We start from the raw sequence: 16,856 nt of genomic DNA on the forward strand, positions 1-16,856 counted from the left end.
TGCTATCTATCAAAATTACTTCTCAGGTATAAGGCTTGATGGATTATCACAATTAAGAAGCATAACCTCGGCTGAGCACGCTTCGTATTCCTCTTTTCTGAGCAACTTATGTTCATCAAGCTCTATTATGTGTGCTTTCGATGCAAAAACATCTAAAGCAGAGTTTTCCATACCACACATAATAATTTGAGAAGTCTTCGGAACGTTTTCCATAATCACCTCTACCACTTTTTCATACCTATGCACCGCCTGCTCTTGCTGATTAGGTGTATCAACTATAAATGGAGCAGTTATACAATTCTGGGCAAACTCACTTTGCCTTAAGATAGCTATTTGGTATGCAAGTAATCCGCGAGTTCCTTCCGCAGCTCCCCCTCCCATTAGCTTGTTATAGTCTGTCGGATGCTTCACTTTACTGAGATTTAAACCCTCTGCACCAAGAACTTTTATGTTCTCTATCAGGTTCCCTACAAAAAACTCTCCCAACGTTTTGCGAGTTACGTTAGGCAATAGTTTTCTCTGGTCTTTCTTCAGGTCTTTCTGGCTTTGTTCTGCCTTAGTTGACACCTCTAGGTGACTCTCCTTGGTTCGAACCACGTTATTAGTTACATTACTCTGGGCAATACGCCCTAGTACACATGCAAATGCTGCCCCTTCGGCTTCTTCCTTGGCCTCTGAAACGATATATTTTTGGTTGATTCTAGCTACTTCTTCTCTGACCCCTTCAAGGTCAGAGTTGATAGAATTAAGCGTGTTCTTTTTATCAGCAATCTCATTTCTAATTGATTGTGCTTGCTCCTGCATCACGGTTTTATCAGCAAGTAACACCGCTCGACTAGCTAATGAATTATCATGCCGGACCCCACATAACGGGCACTCCAATACATCCCCTGTTACAGACTCTACGGCGAAAGCATAGTCCTGTTCTAACTCGTTGATGGAGCTATCAGCCAACTCTAGTTGCTTTTCAAGTTCATATAACTCCGCTTTAGTTTCCGCCTGTGCTTCAAACAATCTAACTTGCACCGAAACAAATTGACCAAGCTCATCTTGGATTTCGGTTTGGACAGCATCAAATTGCTCTTCACTAACAGCAACAGAGGTATTAGATTTAACCTCATCTAATACTTCAATTGCAGAGTCAATCCGCTGAATTTGACGATTGGCTTCGTTTACGATTTTCTTCTGCTCGCAAATACTTTCTTCAATTTCGAAGTGCTCGGAACCAATATAGCCAGAGTGATACTTAACTACTGTTGGTTTCCACTTACTATATTGCCCCAGCTTTTCAAATGACGCCCATGGCTCACTCCAGCTTTTTAACTGATCAATATAAAATGGGAGAAAATAGAAGGCTGGTGGCGGAACTTGTAGCTCAGTATCATCATTACGGTTGTGTAGTTTGAGCTTGAATCCGACGAGCTTCGCAAATGCTTCTGAGTACGCACCACTCACGCCATCAAACTTTTTACCATTGAGTACCATTGTGTTCTGATAGCGCGTGACATAATGGCTTTTTCCATTAATTTCGAAGTATAGCAGTGCCTTTACATCATGCGACTTCCACTCACCGTCGAAGGCGGGCTCACAACCAAAGGCCCAAAGAATGCTCTTAACTAGTGTAGACTTACCTATACTGTTATCTTTTCCGGTAACGAGATTCAAGCGATTCGGGAAGTCGAACTGATTCGCAAGTCTTTTCGTATCTGACACCAGAACTAACCGTCTGAATTGCAAGCCTTTCATGTTTTCTTTTCCTCAAGTTTCTAATCAATAACTTATAGTTCTGGTTCATGTTCAGTCCTTTAGATAAAGGTAAAGTACTTCTGTCATAATCTCAGTATCATCATTGAAAGTCTCTGCAGGGAGGTCACTTTTAAGCTTTGATATCTGCTTTTCAAAACCATCCTTCAACGTACTGTGTTTTTCTGGATCGATAGAATCAATACAATCCTCAATCATCTTCATCCTATTTAGTTCGAACGCACTTAGCATACCTGTTCTCTGGATTAACAGCTTTTCTATCCTTCTACGATATCCCTTAAAAGTTGAGAAACTCCAACACAGCTCATCTCTCAAGCTGCTCAAGTCATCGATCATACGGTCAGTAGAAGAATGTTTCGTGTTCACCGCTATTACGTCTTTAACAGTATATGAAGTTAGTGATTTCTCATCGACCAACCTCTCCCAGTCTGGAAAGTCATATTTCACTATCCCTTTCCTGTGGATCTCATCGATAATAGCTCTATAAATGGATACTGCATTACAAAAACCATTAGGAAACAGCGAGTCGACGAGATCAGCAAATTTAGTGATTACGTACTCTCGTTGATTAGCTATTTGTATTGTTGGAATAATGAACTTGAGGTTGCTAGGGATTTGACTTGAACCCAACTCCAAATCGAGCTTGTCAGCCAGCTCTCTTGTACAAGTTTCTGATAAGTCACCAACGGAAATTATATCGAGCTTTAACTCATTGTTTTCTTGATCCAAATTGAAGCCGTTAGAAGCAACCAAACCGATTTCGGTTATTCTGCTTTCATATTGTGTACCAACACAAGAGCTAAGCAACTTTCCTAGGACCGAATTTTTCTTACTACTTTTTCCGGACTCTTGCTTCGTCAGACTATTTAGCGTGTACTGGGCCCCTGTCTTATTTTTTACTTGGTAAAAATCAAAGTTGGCACGTCTACCATCTAAAGAGTCAGCAATGACTACATCTTCGTGGTACTCAATTAACAACGCATAGTCTTCTTGCTTTTGATGTTTTTGAATAATCTTGCATAAAGCCCAGTGAAACTGAAATTCGTATTTCGCAAAGGTCTCAGCTCCTGAGGTTTCCCTTTGTGGCTCATTTAAAATGTTATCAACCATGTACCCCAACCATTACACAGGTAACTCAACCCTTATTTTGCAGTATATGCTACCACAGGCACAGGTGGTGTAATCTTTGGCCATATGATTAATTTGAGTTTAGTCAGATATTTATCTTGTGATATGAAATGCTCTATCGTCAGATCAAGTCAAAGGTTCTGATACATGCTTGATAGAAATTAACTTTCGCCAAAATAACTCACGGCCACTGATGCTCTAATTTTTAGCTGAAAACTGGAGGGCTGGCATAAGGAACATTAAGTTTTGTACAGTAAGACATAAAAGTCTAATCATTGAGTTTTCATTGCTGACTTGTTGAACCTACGCCATGTAGAAATCGACACGTTAGCCAGCTTGCACGCTTGTATTTGAGATAGTTTGTTTTCATCTATCAGCTTGTTGGCTCTCAAGCACTTATCAACTGTTTCTTGAGTTTGTTGCTTCCCTCTGAACTTGTCCTTGTTCTGTGCAATACCCTCAGCTTGACGACGACGACGGTCTTCATAGTCCTTTGATGCCATTGCAGCAAGGATATCAAGCATCATGCTATTGATGCCCTTCAATACGGCCTTCATAACGTCGTTGGTAAGCTCATCTGATACTGGTGACAACACCTGATAACTGGTTGGTAGGTCGATGGCGACTACTTGAACACCGTGAGATTTGAGCTTGTCCTTTAGCTTCTCCCAATCCTCGGTTGTCATGCGAGTGAGGCGATCTACCTGCTCTACCAATATCACATCACCATCCTCAGACTCATCAATGAGCTTGTTTAACTCTGGGCGGTCATATTTGCGACCACTTTCGTTTTCTACATAGAACTGGTAGATAACCTGATTATGTGAATGAGCAAAATCTGTAACGTACTGTTTGGCGCGTTCAGCGTTTTGTTCATCTGTAGATGCTCGTAGGTAAGCTCTTAGCTTCATTGAACACTCCATGGTTCTTTTAGATACTTATAAGAAGTATAGTTCTTTAAGGTTATGAAACCAGCCATAAGAACTAGGATGGTTCATAGTTATTTTGAATAGACTTATATGACACACAACCACCAGCAAAGATCACAACAACTAACGCCTGCCCAAAAACATACCCGCACCAAATACGCGGATGCTCAGGGGGGTAGTGTTCCAAACCTTATTGAAACTTGCTTACTTTGTGTGCTGGTGGAGTGGCCTCTTGATAAAATTGCGCAGTAGACAAAAGTCCATCATTCAAAGTGCGCACTGTGTTGATCTTTTGTGCTGAAAGATGCCTCAAAGATTGTGTTCTCACTGCGCAATTAAAGCGTGCACAAAAGAGACTCACTCCGTTACCTTTCGTTAACGCAACGGTAACACTGGTGAGTCGATTGATCTTTTTTCACCGAATCGATTTTGGCTATAAATTGCTGGTTAGTTGTTATAACTTACGAGCTAACTGACTAGCACCATATCTTCTCATCACAGCACTTTTCGGTGCTTTGGTATCTTTCTTCGCTAGGTAGCCTATCCTATGGACAGCTGCAACTTGACTCTCCTGATCGGAACGACCAGCAACAAAATACGCGTTCCCTTCAGGGAAAGTAACGTGATGTCCCCCAAGAGACTTCCAGATCTTGGTCGCAGCCTTAATCGTATACCTTGAATTATTTGCCTTACTCTCGTTAAGCATGACTGCCACGTGATAGTGCGGGAACTCAGCTGTCACTGTCTGCTCTCTAGCCCACACATATCCGACATCACATTCATAATGTATTTTTAGCTCTCTGACCAACCTAGCGAGAAACTCAGACAGAAACTGGTTTGACTTGGGGTTGATTTTTAGCTGAAGATCGAATCTAATCACCAGCACTTCAGAATATCTATCCAGCATCGCTAGAAGTTGGTCAATGATTCTCTCTAGGTTCTTCTTTATCACACCTTCTGGATATTTAGAGTACCGCCAAACACTCCCAGCATATCGAATCAACTTCACGGGAACCCTAGCCCCTGAGCGGGGTATATTATTAATTACCTGCTTAACCATTACGATTTAGATGCCCCGGAGCCTATACAGTATAAGGGCTTGCTCAATTTTCTAATCCTTTCACGCTTATACAATTACCTACTGGGTTAGTAACCGTGTTCTATGATGTTTCAGGTTGAAGCAAAAGAAAGGGGCAGTTGCCTGCCCCATCTTTAAGTCCAAGAAAAAACGTTCGTTTAAAAAACTACCTTTAACCAGTCAGGTAGCTCCGCCACCAGCCAAACGTGCTTACCAAAGTCATCGCCATATGGCTCTGGAAACTGTTTTTTGGCAATCCACTTCCTTATGGTGCTGGCTGTAACGCCAATGGCATGGGTAAGGTCACTTAGATAAACATAAGCATCTATGGTGCTCTCAAACCCAACAGCATGAGCTCGACAGGGGTCAAACACGGATATCACTCCATTCTTGCCCACTTGCTCTGCATTCCATCCAGTCAGTGACGTCGGAGAGCAAATACCCAATTAAGCGCTCACTAATCTTGACTCTTTTTGGAAACGTCCCTGCCTTTTCCATCCGCCATACGGTTGTCCGAGAGATGCCAGTCATAGCAGCACGCTCTTTTTCTCTGATGTATCGGTTGTTAATAAACTTTGATTTGTTTTCCATGAAACGGCTCCAAATGTCTAATTCAGTAAAATTTTTCGTTTGGAGTGAGAGAGAAGGAAATCCTATTTGGTGGTTTAGTATGTTTCAAATGGTTTTGGGCGTGGATGTTTGGCAGCGTGATCTTACTTACAGATTTATCAGTAGCAGATCAGGGGCAGTTCCCAAACCGTTGGTTTTTTGGAACCATGCTGTAACTTAAACTCTACGTGCGGACAGCAACACCACAACATAAAACCAATTAAGGTGACGCTAACGCAGCCTTCTTTGATGACAGAGGAACTACGTTTACCATAGCCAACTCATCTAGCTTACTCCCCCAGCTCTGCATTACTGACAATTGTTCATCGAAGTAATCATGGTGGTTGTACACTCGCAGCATAGCTGGAAGCTGGTGGCCTACGGCTTTTTCTATTGCAACAATACTGAGCCCCATTTCACTACATCGACTAATAAAAGTACGACGCAAGTCATGTGGAGAAAACCGCTCAAGATCTTCTGGAAGATTGCGTTTGATGAGTGAGCGAATAGCCGCAGGCTCTTGAGTTTTATCTGAACTCATTTGAGGCCAAACCAACTTCCGCTTGTTTGGGATACTTTTACGCTGCTCACGCAGTAACTCGATGAGATAATCACTTAACGGTACTTTACGACTATCAGGGCTTTTAGTGTGGCGCTCTTCGGAGCTAGCAGGAAGTAACCAAACTCTGTTATCTAGATCTAACTCGCTCCAACGCATCTCAAGTACAGCACTGATACGCTGCCCACACCCCAACAAGAAACGAACCAAGCGAATATTAGAAGGGTCTGTTCGCCAGTCGTCCAAGCTAGCTAACAGTAGCTTAAGCTCAGGAAAAGTGAGGTTTCGTTTTGTAACTTTGGAGCCACCACCAACATCTTTTGCTTTTTGTTTTGGTGCGGGGTGAGAATCAAGCATATTCATCGCCATAGCATGGTTGATAACTTGATTAATGATCTTATGGCATACACCTATAGCCCCAGCCATACGGTTCCCATCCTTGTCCACCTTGGCATCGAAGACTTTATTAAGATCGATAATGCTCAATTCAGCTAGCTTAACGCCACCAATAAACGGTTTGATATCACGTAAGTAGATTGTTCTCGACTGATCGCCACGTAGTTGTTTAGACAAGCGGTTAGAGTCAAAGCTATTAAATGCATCATCAAATGTCTTGGCTTCTTCTTGCGCTCGTTTCTCCCGCGCAAGTTCATCCTTAGGATTCTTGTTGTTCTCAAGCCAACTGCGATACCGACCAGCCTCTTTTCTTGCCTGCTCTAGCGTCATCCCCCTTTCAGGGTTTGTTCTAATGTATCGCCCCATTGAGATTTTTTGGTGCTTCTTTCCTATCTGAAACCGAAATATCCAAGTCATTGTGCCAGTAGGACGCACCCTGATATTAAGTCCTTCGATTTTTCTATCGGCAATTACGAACTCTTTATCTTGGGGTTTAAGTGCTTGTAAGGTGGCGTTACTACTAATTCGCTTTGTCATAATAACCAATCATCTCAGGTGCTGGGTACAGCATTGGGTACGGGAAAAGATGGGTTATTATTGCATTTATTGAAACATCGCGAAACAAGCACCACAAACACAATTCAGTATAATCATTGACTTACATTGAGATACTGAACAACAATGAACGTCATTGAACAAGCTACTCCATACACCCACCACATGGAAGCGGGTGTGATGCTAGAGCGTAAGTAAATACTTAGCCTAACCTAAAACAATAAACCCTCGCTTGGCGAGGGTTTATTGTATGAGCTATAGGTCGTTCGATTCGGCTTTTTTCATGGCCCCAATGTAACCGAGCTTTCTTCCTAGCCAGAACAGTAACCCCATTAAGATCATAATTGAGAAAAAGTTCGAGCCAGCTTCAGGGTACTGTGCCTTTACAAAAGCTGAGTGGCCAAAACCACCAACAAGAAAACATGCCAAACCTACCAAAGGCATATCCTCAGATACTGGGTTAACTAAGTAATCTTGGTATAACGCTTGAACTGCTAACGCCATCGCAATCCAAGGAAATATTGAAAATGGTACTGAGGTAATGGTCATCCAAGAGAGGATAGCATCGCCACACATACCGGCAATCAGAGCTAAAATTAACGGTTTTTTCTCTGATCGTTGTTGAGCTGGTGTTGTATTTTCCATTATTTATAATCACCTTTATTTCTGTTTCGTTCACGTTCTTTACGATACCAGTGAGCACCTTTTGCAATCATCCTTAACTGAAGAATTAATCGCTCGGCCTGCTCATCTCGCTCCGTTTTGTTCAAGTCTAGTGCCTCAGCGCCAGAACTAAAAACCAAAGTCACTGAGGCTTCCGCCTGAACAAATGCTTCTTCACGTGTCATACCTGAACCGATCAAGTATTCAGTTAACTCTGCCACAAAATGCTGAATTTCTCGCGCTACTGCCGCACGAAATTCGAAAGATGTGCCAGAGCGCTCGCGTAATAGTAGACGAAAGACGTTTGGACTCGACTCGATGAACTCCATAAAGGTCTCTACCGAGGTCCGAATCACACTGCCCTCTTTGACAATACGCTGACGAGCTTGGCGCATCAGTTGACGCAGCAACAGGCCGCCTTCATCAACCATCGTCAAACCTAGCTCATCCATATCTTTGAAGTGACGGTAAAATGAGGTCGGGGCAATACCGGCTTCTCGAGCGACTTCTCGTAAACTCAAGTTGGAAAAGCTACGCTCGGTACTCAGCTGGCTGAATGCAGCATCAATTAATGAACGGCGCGTTTTTTCTTTTTGCTGGGCACGAATCCCGTTAGGTTTCATAACTCTACATACCTTGTAATCACTATCGACCACACTATACATGGTTCTCTAGCATTGCTTAAGCACTGCTCTTCGGGTTTCTGCGTGATCGCCTGCACTCTATCAATGCGAATCACTGTACCCAAAGGACAATTGCGTTAATATTGCGCTATCAAAATGTTAACCACGCTAGCAAGGAAAGAGTATGGCACAGAGTAACCACTTTGATGTAATCGTTATAGGTAGTGGCCCTGGCGGAGAAGGGGCAGCAATGGGATTAACCAAAGCTGGATTGAATGTTGCTGTCATTGAGAAAGAGAGTAGCGTCGGTGGCGGGTGTACACACTGGGGAACGATTCCATCAAAAGCCCTTAGGCATGCGGTTAGTCGTATCATTGAGTTCAACAGTAACCCTCTTTTTTGTCACAATAACTCTAGCTTGCACAGCACCTTCTCCAATATTCTCGGCCATGCTAAATCTGTCGTCGATAAGCAAACACGCTTAAGGCAAGGGTTTTATGACCGCAACCACTGCACGCTGATTTTTGGCACTGCGCGCTTCAATAGTACTCATACTGTAGAAGTCACCAAGCAAGATGGTAGTGTTGAAGAGTACAGCGCCGATCGTTTTGTTATCGCGACAGGCTCCCGCCCTTATCAGCCCAATGATGTTGATTTTAACCACCCGCGAATCTACGACAGTGACTCCATTTTGCGCCTTAAGCATGACCCTCGACACATCATCATTTATGGTGCCGGAGTGATCGGCTGTGAATATGCCTCTATCTTCCGTGGTCTTGGGGTTAAGACTGACCTTATCAACACTCGAGATCGTCTACTCGCCTTCTTAGACAACGAAACCTCTGATGCCCTTTCCTATCACTTTTGGAACAGTGGCGTCATTATTCGTAACGATGAGACCTATGAAAAGGTTGAAGGCACTGACGATGGTGTGATTGTGCATCTTAAATCCGGTAAGAAAATGAAGGCTGACTGTATTCTTTATGCCAACGGGCGAACCGGCAACACTGATAAACTTAACCTTGAAGTGGTGGGGCTAACCCCTGACTCGCGAGGGCAAGTGGCAGTCAATGGCAATTATCAAACTGAGGTGGGCCATGTATATTCAGTGGGTGATGTCATTGGTTACCCAAGCCTTGCAAGTGCAGCGTACGATCAAGGTCGTTTTGTCGCTCAGGCGATTACGACAGGTGAGGCTCAGGGATATTTGATCGAAGATATCCCCACGGGTATTTATACCATCCCAGAGATCAGCTCTGTGGGTAAAACAGAGCAAGAGCTCACCGCAGCAAAAGTGCCTTACGAAGTAGGAAGAAGCTCGTTTAAACACCTCGCACGCGCACAAATTGCAGGTAAAGATATTGGTAGTTTAAAGATTCTCTTTCATCGAGAGACGAAAGAAATCCTCGGGATACATTGCTTTGGAGAACGTGCCGCCGAGATCATTCACATCGGCCAAGCCATCATGGAACAAAAGGGCGAAGCGAATACCATTGAATATTTTGTGAATACGACGTTCAACTATCCCACGATGGCTGAAGCGTATCGCGTTGCCGCTCTCAATGGTCTGAACCGTCTATTTTAAGCATCTGGTTTGTAATAAAGTGGGGAGCCTCTCGCTCCCCATTTTTCACTCTATTATGTTAAGAACTGACCTCGACGCCACTGTCTAGTAAACAGTACAGCTAAGCCTATGCCTCGCATTCCCATGAAAAGACTCATGGCTAGCCACAGGGCATGATTACCAAGATCTGACACCAACCAAAAGGTAAGGAAAAAGCTACTCGTTGCGACAAACATACTGTTTCGCATGTCTTTACCCTTGGTTGCACCAATAAATAGCCCATCAAGCAAAAATGCCCATAAAGAGACCAACGGCATAGCGACCAACCAAGGCAAATATTGATAAGCGACACTTCTAACCTGTTCAATATTCGTGATCAGGCCAATAAGCGACTCACCGAATAACAAGAACACTGCACTAAGAACCGAACAAATTAGAGTCCCCCAAAAGAATGTCCCTATGATAGATTCTTTCAGCTCATCGCGACTCTTGCCTCCTATGGCCTTGCCGACCATGGCCTCCATCGCGTAAGCAAAACCATCCATACCATAAGAGATGATCATCAAAAAACTCATCAACACCGCGTTGGCCGCAACTACATTGTCTCCGTAGCTCGCTCCCTGAAACGTCATGAAGCTCAAGGTGACTTGCAAACACAGTGAACGCAGAAAAATATCTCGGTTTAGACGCACAAAGCGTCCAATGTTGTTCGCCATATCTCTGAACAGTAGCTTGGGATTTGGCAAGTTTTGCGCAAGCCAAATCCGAAAGACGCACCACAGACCGAAGCTCATTCCTGAATAATCGGCGATAACCGACGCTAGGGCTGCCCCTTCAACTTTCCAGCCCAACCCGAGAACGAAAATAACGTCCAATACAATGTTCATCACGTTAGTAATGATCACCATCCACATCGGTGCTTTCGCATCTTGATTTCCAAGCAGCCATCCGAGCAGAACAAAATTCATCAGTGCTGCGGGGGCACTCCATGCACGAATCGTAAAATACTGCTCCCCGTAGAACTTCACATCATCACTGGCATCGCTAAGGGCAAAAACTTGTTGCGCGACCACTTGATGAAATAGAAGAAAGATAAGTGCAAAGAGCAATGCCATGGCACTACCTTGGACAAAGGTAAGGCCCAAGGCGTGTTTGTCTTTGGCTCCTGCCGCTTGAGCCGTCAGCCCAGTGGTGGACATACGAAGAAAACCAAGTAGCCAGAAGGTCACGCTTATCATGGTACTACCGAGGGCTACGCCACCCAGATACCAAGCATGTTCAAGATGCCCAATAACGGCTGCGTCCACTAAACCGAGCAAAGGGACCGTAATATTTGACAGAACCATAGGCAACGCTAGGGCAAGGATTCTGCTATGGAGAGAGCATTTGAAGAGAAGAGAGGCGTTCACAGTTACACTCAGTTTAGCTAAAACACTGAGTGTAACTGCTTGAATTAGAAATCCAACAGGCTTGTAATGTTTGCGTGCTTACATCCAGTCGGTGTTGCGGATGATGCCCACTGCTAGCCCTTCGATTTCTAGGCTTTGGTAGCTTGGGTCTACAACAATAGGGTCGAACTCTTCGTTCTCAGCATGAAGCAGTACACGATCACCCTGTTTTTCTAGGCGTTTAACCGTTACGTCTTCATCAACTCGAGCGACGACCACCTGGCCATTTCGCACATCTGTGGTTTTATGTACAGCAAGTAAGTCGCCATCCATAATTCCGATGTCTTTCATACTCTCGCCGTGAACTCTTAACAGAAAATCAGCCTGTGGCTTAAACATACCTGGGTCGACTTGGTAGTGTGTTTCAACATGCTCTTGCGCCAAGATGGGCTCGCCTGCCGCAACCTGACCAATCAATGGCAAACCTTCTTCTTCATTTGCGACTTCTAGCAAAATTCGAATGCCACGAGAGGCCCCTGGGATAATTTCAATGGCTTCTTTACGAGCCAGTGCTTTCAGGTGTTCTTCTGCAGCATTTGCAGAGCGGAAACCTAGCTCACGGGCGATTTCTGCACGCGTCGGCGGCATTCCCGTTTCGTCAATTTTACTTCTGATTAGGTCAAAAACTTGTTGTTGTCGCGGCGTTAAAGGCTTCATGTTAGCTACCTGTCTTTTTATACAGTTAACTGTCAGTATATCCAGTAAAAAATCAAATGGAAAGGTGTGTTTAGAAATTAATCACCCTAGTATTGGTACAGGAATCAAATTAATGACAACAAATTGCAACAAATCGGACAAATTCTAGTCAATGTGGTTGATTTACCATTCAAAGGTTAGACCAGTTTCTGATATTCTTGCTGGCCACGAATTCGGCTAACGTATTTCAAAAATTTGTCCATACTTACTGGCAGTAAGCCCAAACCATTCTTAGGTGTTTTTTGCCTTTGATACTCAGGCATTCACACTGGTTTAGCGACTGAGAGCCAAACGCTCGATAGAAGTACGTCGATTACAATCAATTGAGGCGATAGCACGATATGTCTTCAGGACAATCCATGTTCCAAGCAGCTTTAAAGCTGCCACTTTCGGTTTTGGTCAAAGGAACTACCATTCCATCTAATCCAATCGAAGATTTAGAGATCGATCTCTCTAAACCGATTGTTTACGCACTGCCATTCCGCTCGGATGTCGACCTAATTACACTACGTTCTCAGGCTTTGCACTGGGGACTCCCTGATCCATTTGAGCCAGTAGAAATCAACGGCCAACAGTTCTCACGTTACGTCTTTACGTCAACGCGTCCAACTGTCATGACCAATGACTATGACGCACCGGCAGAGTCTAAAGCGCTATTCTCGCAACTCCTTGCTTTACATGGTCAAGATCAGGAGTTAGATGTTCAGCTGATCCCTGTCTCTGTTATGTGGGGACGCAAGCCTGGAAAAGAGGATAAAGTTAAGCCACACCTTGAAGCGCTCAACGGCCCACAAAAGTCACTCGCCGTTCTTTTCTCTGGTCGAGACTGTATGGTGCGCATGAGCCCAGTGGTATCTCTGCGCTACATGGCAGACAAGCACGGCACTGAGCCTGTGATTGCTCAAAAGCTTTCACGTGTGGCACGCATCCACTTTTCTCGTCAGAAGCTCGCCGCTTCAGGTCCAAAGTTACCAAGCCGACAAGTTCTCGTTGATCGCTTGATACAATCGCCAACGATTCAAAAAGCGATTGAAGAAGAGATGACCTCGAAAGGCATCACCAAAGAAAAGGCGCAGAAAGAAGCAGAAAGCATTATTGATGAAATTGCAGCCGACTTTTCTTATGGCCTGATCAAGAACGGGGAAAAAGTATTAGGCTGGTTGTGGAACCGTCTCTATCAAGGGATCAACATCAACAATGCATCAACTGTGCGCAAGCTTGCTCAAGATGGTCATGAGATTGTGTATGTGCCTTGCCACCGCAGCCATATGGACTACCTACTACTCTCTTACGTTCTCTACAAAGAAGGTATGGTACCGCCGCATATCGCAGCAGGCATTAACCTAAACTTCTTCCCTGCTGGACAAATTTTCCGCCGTGGCGGTGCGTTCTTCATACGCCGCAGCTTCAAAGGCAATAAGTTGTACTCCACCATCTTCCGTGAATACCTCTCAGAGCTATTTGCCAAAGGTTACTCTGTTGAGTATTTCAGTGAAGGTGGTCGCTCGCGTACTGGTCGCTTGCTGCAAGCAAAAACGGGTATGTTGGCAATGACAGTACAGGCAATGTTGCGTGGTCTTAATCGCCCTGTCACTCTTGTCCCGGTGTATATCGGTTATGAGCATGTCATGGAAGTCGGAACATACGCGAAAGAACTTCGTGGAAAGCGCAAAGAAAAAGAGAATGCGGGCCTCGTGCTTAAGACCATTCGTAAGCTGCGTAATTTCGGTAAAGGCTATGTCAACTTCGGCGAGCCGATACCACTCAATGGCTTCTTAAATGAAAATGCCCCTGAGTGGCGCCAAGACATCGATCCTATGGGTGGTTCAAAGCCACAATGGATGAACCCTGTGATCAATCAGTTGGCGAATAAGATGATGACAAACATCAATGATGCCGCTGCAACCAATGCACTCACGCTATGTGCGACTGCGCTACTTGCCTCTCGCCAGCGCGCGCTGTCTCGCGACAACCTAGTGCGTCAAATTGATTGTTACTTACAGCTGCTGCGCAATGTGGGTTACTCATCAACATTTACGGTTCCAAAAGACAGCGCAGAAGAGCTCGTGACTCACGCTGAGTCTTTAGAGAAGTTTGTGATTGAAGAAGACTCGATGGGTACGATTGTCTCGTTTGACCGTCAGCAATCTATTCTGATGACTTACTACCGCAACAACATAATCCATTTGTTCGCGTTACCTTCATTGATTGCACAAATGCTTATTCGTCACCAAGCACTGACTAAGCAACAGATAGTAGAAACCGTGCTGGCTATTTATCCGTTCTTGAAACAAGAGCTGTTTTTAGGTGCTGAAGAACAAGCGATCCCTGAGCTTGTGAATCAATACTTAGAAGAGTTAAGTCGTCAATCGGTAATTACCATTCGTGAGGATGTTGTCAGCATCCATCAAGCGAATACTCAAGTTCTACTGCTTTTGGGCAGCACAATCTCAGAAACCTTGCAGCGCTATGCTATTGCAATGAACCTGCTGTTCAACGACCCAGAGCTAGGCAAGTCTGATCTTGAAAAACGCAGCCAGGATATTGCACAGCGATTGGGCCGCCTCAACGGCGTCAACGCACCGGAGTTTTTCGATAAAGGTGTATTCTCATCGTTATTCAGCACGCTCAAGCAAGAGCAATACCTCAGCGTTGAGGGTGACTGTGATATTGAAAAGACAGAACAACTCATGACAAGACTCAATGGGCTTGTTCACCCTGAAGTGAAATTGACCATTGAAGAGAGTATTGCTCGCGCTGATGAAGAGTAATCAATCAATGAGTCGCTAAGCAGAAACAAAACAGCCTCCAAGTGTGGAGGCTGTTTTTCATTTTGAAGATGCATATTCGCCGTGACTACATGACAGCAGCCAATATGCCTGCGGTAATAGCCATTCCAACATAGTTGTTATTAAGGAACGCCTGAAAACACGCTTCTCGCTCGCGCTGACGAATCAACCACTGCTGATAAACAAACAGCGCCCCGACTACCAACAAACACCAGTTATACACACTCGTCAGTTGATTTAAGTAACCCAGCAGCATCAAAAGTAACAAAGTGGCGAACTGCAGAGCACCAATCATCATCTTGTCGCGTCTACCAAACAAGATGGCGGTGGATTTTATGCCAATTTTCAGATCGTCGTCTCTGTCCACCATCGCATACTGAGTGTCATAAGCAATCGTCCACAGTGCGTTAATGATAAAGACCAACCACACCATCATAGGGACAGTCTCTGCTTGAGCTGCCCATGCCATCGGAATAGACCAGCTAAACGCCAAACCAAGAAACAGTTGAGGTAAGTGGGTAAAGCGCTTCATAAATGGGTAAATAAAGGCGAGTGCGATACCAACAAACGAGAGCTGAACTGTCAGCGTGTTCATTGTCATCACTAGGGCTAGCGCTATCAGCGCCAAGACAATAAATAACCCTATCGCTTCTGCGGCAGAGACCTTGCCCGAGGGGAGCGGTCTTGCTTGAGTGCGCTTAACATGGCCATCAACTTTTCGGTCAGCAAAGTCGTTAATAACACATCCTGCGGAACGCATCACCAATACACCCACAGTAAATACGACCAACACTTTAAGGTCAGGAATGCCATTAGCGGCTAGAAGTAATGCCCACAATGTCGGCCACAACAACAATAGCGAACCGATCGGGCGATCCATTCGCATCAGCTGCCAATATCCCTGTAGTTTTGCCTGCATCATGCTTGATTTCCTTGCGCATAAATCGGAGCGTTAGGTAAAAAGAGCTCTGCGACTAATATCGGTCTTTCGTCTACCCACAATCTTGAGCGTCTTGCTAGAAGTAACTTTCCAGAAACGACCGTTTCACCCACTTGTAGTGAATCTCGACGTACCTTGGTGCTCTTGAACACGGTAAAGCCTAACGGAATTTCACCCTGATCCGCCAGATTATGAGTCTCTCCGATCATTGAAGATTGCGGTATTAAGGTTCGCCCTAATACCCAAGGCTGTTGATCGCCTTTAAGAATCACTTTTCGTAATAGATAGTCTTCATTTGGTAAGTGTTCGCTCTCACTGAGTGCAAGATCTGTAGGGCTCTTCATGTCACTTTGCAGTAACTCTACCGTCAGATCATTACAATATTTCTCTAACAACAAAGACAACGAACCTTGTTCAGTCAGCCAGTCACGCGTTAAAGAGTTTTTAAAAACAAACACTTTGGGAGATTGCCAATGCATCTCTCGCAGCGCTTGCAGATATTCTGTTACTGATAGTTCCATACTTATATTTAACAAAGGCTACGAACATCGTACAATAAAACTTCGTTTATTATGGCAGAATGAATCTGCAACTAGCTGCTCGTATGCGGCTGATAGACAACGCATTGTAACAAGCTTAACCTTGCAAGGTCACCAGACCGATAAGAAATAACAGAGATAAATATGTATAAACGTTACGTGACCCAAATCCTGATTGGCTTGTGTGCGGTTTTGGCTATGCCGACATTTGCTGAACAAGAAACAAAACCCCAGCTGGCTTACTTTACCCTGAGCCCCGACCTCACCACTAATTTTCACACTTCTGGAAGAAAACTGGGCTATATACAAGTAAGAATCGACGTCATGGTGGCAAACCAATCAGACTTGCCAATCATTGAATTGCACCAACCCTTGATTCGTGATGCGGTCATTGAAATGCTCGGTCGCCAATCAGAAGACACTATTAAATCACTGGCGGGACGCGAAGAGCTGCGTAAGTCTTTGGTCGATCAAATTAACGATACGCTATTGCCAGAGACTGGCAGAAAGGTGGTTGCAGATTTATTGTTTACGAAATACTTGTACCAATAACAAGCAAGCTATCACTGATAAAGT

16 protein-coding genes are annotated in these 16,856 nt (G+C 44.4%); 3 read left to right on the forward strand and 13 right to left on the reverse strand.

All coding sequences use genetic code 11. From position 1 onward, the window contains the following. Positions 1-15 precede the first annotated feature (15 nt). The 9 genes from QWZ05_RS11965 to fabR form a co-directional block, all read right to left on the reverse strand. The gene (locus QWZ05_RS11965; protein WP_290298581.1) at positions 16-1,746 is read right to left on the reverse strand and encodes an AAA family ATPase; all 1,731 of its coding nucleotides are present in this window, start codon (positions 1,744-1,746) and stop codon (positions 16-18) included. 51 nt (positions 1,747-1,797) lie between these two features. Continuing rightward, positions 1,798-2,874 carry a DUF4297 domain-containing protein gene (locus QWZ05_RS11970; protein WP_290298583.1) on the reverse strand — a complete coding sequence of 359 codons (1,077 nt, stop codon included), beginning with the start codon at positions 2,872-2,874 and terminating at the stop codon, positions 1,798-1,800. 290 nt (positions 2,875-3,164) lie between these two features. Beyond that, positions 3,165-3,803 carry a recombinase family protein gene (locus QWZ05_RS11975; protein WP_290298584.1) on the reverse strand — a complete coding sequence of 213 codons (639 nt, stop codon included), beginning with the start codon at positions 3,801-3,803 and terminating at the stop codon, positions 3,165-3,167. A 472-nt stretch (positions 3,804-4,275) separates the two neighbouring features. Beyond that, the gene (locus QWZ05_RS11980; RefSeq protein ID WP_290298586.1) at positions 4,276-4,830 is read right to left on the reverse strand and encodes a YagK/YfjJ domain-containing protein; all 555 of its coding nucleotides are present in this window, start codon (positions 4,828-4,830) and stop codon (positions 4,276-4,278) included. 227 nt (positions 4,831-5,057) lie between these two features. Beyond that, a complete protein-coding gene (locus QWZ05_RS11985; protein WP_290298588.1) occupies positions 5,058-5,345 on the reverse strand; it encodes a helix-turn-helix transcriptional regulator in 288 nt (95 codons plus the stop codon). Then, entirely contained in the window at positions 5,266-5,490 is a 225-nt protein-coding gene (locus QWZ05_RS22310; protein WP_353958888.1) for a helix-turn-helix transcriptional regulator, read from the reverse strand. Before QWZ05_RS22310 ends, QWZ05_RS11985 begins: the two co-directional genes overlap by 80 nt. 238 nt (positions 5,491-5,728) lie before the next feature. Next, positions 5,729-7,000, reverse strand: a complete 1,272-nt coding sequence (locus QWZ05_RS11990) for a tyrosine-type recombinase/integrase (protein ID WP_290298590.1) — start codon at positions 6,998-7,000, stop codon at positions 5,729-5,731. Positions 7,001-7,273: 273 nt separating this feature from the next. Further along, entirely contained in the window at positions 7,274-7,663 is a 390-nt protein-coding gene (locus QWZ05_RS11995) for a YijD family membrane protein (RefSeq protein WP_264878273.1), read from the reverse strand. Further along, positions 7,663-8,304, reverse strand: coding sequence for an HTH-type transcriptional repressor FabR (fabR, locus tag QWZ05_RS12000; protein ID WP_264878272.1), 642 nt, complete (start codon positions 8,302-8,304; stop codon positions 7,663-7,665). Before fabR ends, QWZ05_RS11995 begins: the two co-directional genes overlap by 1 nt. Positions 8,305-8,488: 184 nt before the next feature. Between fabR and sthA the strand changes: the two genes are divergently transcribed. Continuing rightward, entirely contained in the window at positions 8,489-9,889 is a 1,401-nt protein-coding gene (sthA, locus tag QWZ05_RS12005) for a Si-specific NAD(P)(+) transhydrogenase (protein ID WP_290298593.1), read from the forward strand. A 53-nt stretch (positions 9,890-9,942) separates the two neighbouring features. Here sthA and dinF read toward each other — a convergent pair whose 3' ends face one another. Together dinF and lexA are read right to left on the reverse strand one after the other, a co-directional pair. After that, positions 9,943-11,214 (reverse strand): MATE family efflux transporter DinF, encoded by a 1,272-nt coding sequence (dinF, locus tag QWZ05_RS12010; RefSeq protein WP_390216426.1) that lies wholly within the window; start codon positions 11,212-11,214, stop codon positions 9,943-9,945. 141 nt (positions 11,215-11,355) lie between these two features. Further along, a complete protein-coding gene (gene lexA / locus QWZ05_RS12015) occupies positions 11,356-11,973 on the reverse strand; it encodes a transcriptional repressor LexA (RefSeq protein ID WP_290298594.1) in 618 nt (205 codons plus the stop codon). A gap of 380 nt (positions 11,974-12,353) precedes the next feature. On the opposite strand from lexA, the gene plsB reads away from it, so the two are divergent. Next, a complete protein-coding gene (plsB, locus tag QWZ05_RS12020; RefSeq protein ID WP_290298596.1) occupies positions 12,354-14,783 on the forward strand; it encodes a glycerol-3-phosphate 1-O-acyltransferase PlsB in 2,430 nt (809 codons plus the stop codon). An 85-nt stretch (positions 14,784-14,868) separates the two neighbouring features. Here the strand turns inward: plsB and ubiA are convergent, their stop codons facing one another. Together ubiA and QWZ05_RS12030 are read right to left on the reverse strand one after the other, a co-directional pair. After that, positions 14,869-15,723 carry a 4-hydroxybenzoate octaprenyltransferase gene (gene ubiA, locus QWZ05_RS12025; RefSeq protein ID WP_290298598.1) on the reverse strand — a complete coding sequence of 285 codons (855 nt, stop codon included), beginning with the start codon at positions 15,721-15,723 and terminating at the stop codon, positions 14,869-14,871. After that, positions 15,720-16,262, reverse strand: a complete 543-nt coding sequence (locus QWZ05_RS12030; RefSeq protein ID WP_290298600.1) for a chorismate lyase — start codon at positions 16,260-16,262, stop codon at positions 15,720-15,722. Before QWZ05_RS12030 ends, ubiA begins: the two co-directional genes overlap by 4 nt. Before the next feature lie 162 nt (positions 16,263-16,424). On the opposite strand from QWZ05_RS12030, the gene QWZ05_RS12035 reads away from it, so the two are divergent. Next, positions 16,425-16,832, forward strand: coding sequence for a flagellar basal body-associated protein FliL (locus QWZ05_RS12035; RefSeq protein WP_264878265.1), 408 nt, complete (start codon positions 16,425-16,427; stop codon positions 16,830-16,832). Positions 16,833-16,856 lie beyond the last annotated feature (24 nt).

Origin of the sequence: Vibrio agarivorans (assembly GCF_030409635.1) — a bacterium.
Classification (GTDB): domain Bacteria; phylum Pseudomonadota; class Gammaproteobacteria; order Enterobacterales; family Vibrionaceae; genus Vibrio; species Vibrio agarivorans.